Genomic DNA, 3,086 nt, shown 5'->3' with positions numbered 1-3,086 from the left:
TTGTCTTCATCTCCTGTTACATCCGCTGTCGTCACCGTTGGCGTATCCACAACACTTGCCACGGATATTGTGGCCTGTGCGGGTGCTGAATCGGTGGCACCATCACTGACCGTATAACTAAAGTGAACGTCACCATGGAAGTTGGCCGCGGGCTGGAACACAAGATGCGCAATATCGGCGGTGCTAATGTTCTGATTCGCAGAAACCGCTGCACCGTTCAATAGCAACGCACCCTCAGCTGGGTCCGGCAATTGGGTAATGGTGACGTGATTTAGCGCATCACCACTGTCTACATCCGCAAAACCAAAATCACTTGCGGTTAACGACACCGAGGTATCTTCTGTGGCAGACGCATTTAGCGCCGTGGCAACCGTAGGGGCGTCGTTGGTGCCAGTCACGGTGATCTCTAAATTATTCGTAGCAGTGCCACCAGATCCGTCTGTAACAGTGACAGGGATGGTAAGCTTCTGTATGTCACCTGCCGCTAAGCCATTATAAGCTGCGTCCGTTGGGTCAAAGCTGTAAGTTCCGTCGGCGTTCAGCGTAAACCCTGCCACATTCGAACTAGTGCTGTAAGACGCAGTATCGCCCGTGTCTGTATCCGTTGACGTTATCGTACCCGTCGTCGCGGTGGAGTCACCTTCCAAGGCCGTGGCGGTGATCGCGTTCAATACTGGATTATCGTTAGTGCCATTCACCGTGATGGTGATGCTGTGCTTGGTGCCATCTACGCTTTGCACTTCAACAACGTCGGTTAGACTGTTAGTGGTTGTCTGGCTCGTTCCTAGAGCTTCTAAGGCTGCGTCCTTATCATTTAGGTCATAAACCCAACTTCCATCAGCCTTTAGATGCAAGGTGCCGTATGCTCCAATGATGTTATCGGGGCTAAATGTCGCCTCGCCTGCATCAACATCACTAATCGTCAACTGCCCCCGAGCCTGCAGTCCGATGTTTTCTACCGCAGTACCTGTGTCAGTGCCCGAAATTACCGCACTATCATTGGTCCCCGTAACGTGAACAACAATCTCCTGCTCCGAGGAGGTGCCATGCTGATCGGTTACAATTGCCTTAAACGCCTCAGAGTGTGTTTCACCTTCTTTCAGCGATTCTACTCGTTGGCCTTTCGCATCCGAACCTTGAGCCAGAGCATAAGACCACTTACCGCTCGATGGGTCGATTGACAGCGCTCCATAGATTCCTTCGCCGTTATCAAGACTCCAAACCAGAGAAGATGTCTGATCAACTGCTTCAGCCGTCAATACTCCTGAAGCTACAGGACTGGTACCTTCGATAACGCTTACGCTTGCAGAGGAAGGCGCTACATGAATAATGGGGTGATCTGTGGTACCCGTAATGTTTACCACAATATCGTGCTTTGTACCGTCCGCAGTTAATACCGTCACTTGGTCGTAAATAGTCTGACCCGCAGCCAATTTCTGAATTTCAGTTTGAGTATTGTCCGCTGTAAATTGCCACTTTCCGTCTCTATCAATCGCGAACGAACCGTACTTCCCGCTAACGGTTTCATGCTGAAAAAATGCCTCATTGGCATCGAGATCGGAGACTCCCAACTGCCCGGCGGCAACCAATGAATTACCGACAAGATTACTATCTTCTTTGACAGCATGGCCGGTAGCGCTAGGGTCCGTTACTATCGCTGCATCATTTGTGCCGTGAACCGTGATGACTAGATTCTGAGTATCCGTGCCACCGTCTTGGTCGGTCACGGTAATTGGGATTGTTAGCGTTTGATCAACGCCTGCTGCTAGTTGTTGATACGAAGTATGGCTTGGATCAAAGGTGTAACTACCGTCTGGGTTTAAGGTAAATCCGTCCACCGAGTTGGCGATTGAGTACGTTGATTTCTCATGGGCGTCGACATCGGTTGAGGTGATGGTGCCCGTCAGCGGATTACCATCTTCGTTTACCGATTGCGCCTGGATCTGATCGAGCACTGGGTTGTCGTTGGTACCGGTGACGGTGATGACGAGATCCTTCTGATTGGTGTCGCCGCTGCCGTCGGTCACAGTCACTGGAATCGTGATCTGCTGTGTGTCACCGGCCGCTAAGCCATTATAAGCCGTATCCGTTGGGTCGAACGAGTAACTGCCGTCCGCATTAAGCGCGAACCCAGCTACTGTCGCCGTGGTGGTGTACTTCGCCGTATCGCCAGTGTCGATATCCGTTGAGGTGATCGTTCCTGTGGTAGTCGAGGAGTCACCTTCGGTCGCCGTTGCGGCCGTGATGTTGTTAAGAACAGGGCCATCATTGGTGCCATTCACCGTGACAGTAATGCTGTGCTTGGTGCCGTCGGCACTCTGCACTTCAATAGTATCCGTTAAGCTGTTTGTCGTAGACGCACTAGTCCCAAGCGCCTGTACGTCCGGGTTGGTGTTATTCAGATCATAGGTCCAAGCGCCATCGGCCTTCAGATGCAAAGTACCGTGCGCTGCCGCGATGTCACCGTCTTGGAAGTGAGCTTCGCCCGCATCCAGATCCGTGATCGTCAACTGGCCCGTAGCCTGAAGTTGAGACTCTTCGGTAGTCGTGCCCGTATCGGTACCGGCAATTTGCGCCGTATCTTGCGTACCGTGAACCGTAATAACTAAATTCCGGGTATCCGTGCCGCCGCTTTGATCCGTCACTGTAACCGGAATGGTGACGGTCTGATCCTGTCCCGCCGCTAAATGCTGGTAAGCACTGTGACTTGGATCGAAGCTATAAGTACCGTCGGCATTTAGGGTAAAGCCATCGACTGGCTTCGCAATGGAGTAGGTCGCACTCTCGTGCGCATCCACATCCGTCGACGTGATCGTACCAGTGACTTTGTTACCGTCTTCCGTCGCGCTTTGGGCCGTAATTTGATCAAGCACGGGGTTATCGTTAGTACCGGTGACGGTAATGACGAGATCCTTCTGATCGGTGCCACCGCTGCCGTCGGTCACGGTCACTGGAATCGTGACCTGCTGCGTGTCACCGGCCGCTAAGCCATTATAAGCCGCATCCGTTGGGTCGAACGAGTAACTGCCGTCCGCATTGAGCGTGAACCCAGCTACTGTCGCCGTGGTGGTGTACTTCGCCGTATC

1 protein-coding gene is annotated in these 3,086 nt (G+C 52.6%); it reads right to left on the bottom strand.

Translation table 11 applies throughout. The annotated features are described in order from the left end of the window. A partial coding sequence (locus tag DFR27_RS12615) for a VCBS domain-containing protein (RefSeq protein WP_121877799.1) occupies positions 1–3,086 on the bottom strand: 3,086 nt, incomplete at both ends.

Source organism: Umboniibacter marinipuniceus, assembly GCF_003688415.1.
Classification (GTDB): Bacteria; Pseudomonadota; Gammaproteobacteria; order Pseudomonadales; family DSM-25080; genus Umboniibacter; species Umboniibacter marinipuniceus.
This window is presented reverse-complemented; position numbering and strand designations above follow the sequence as displayed.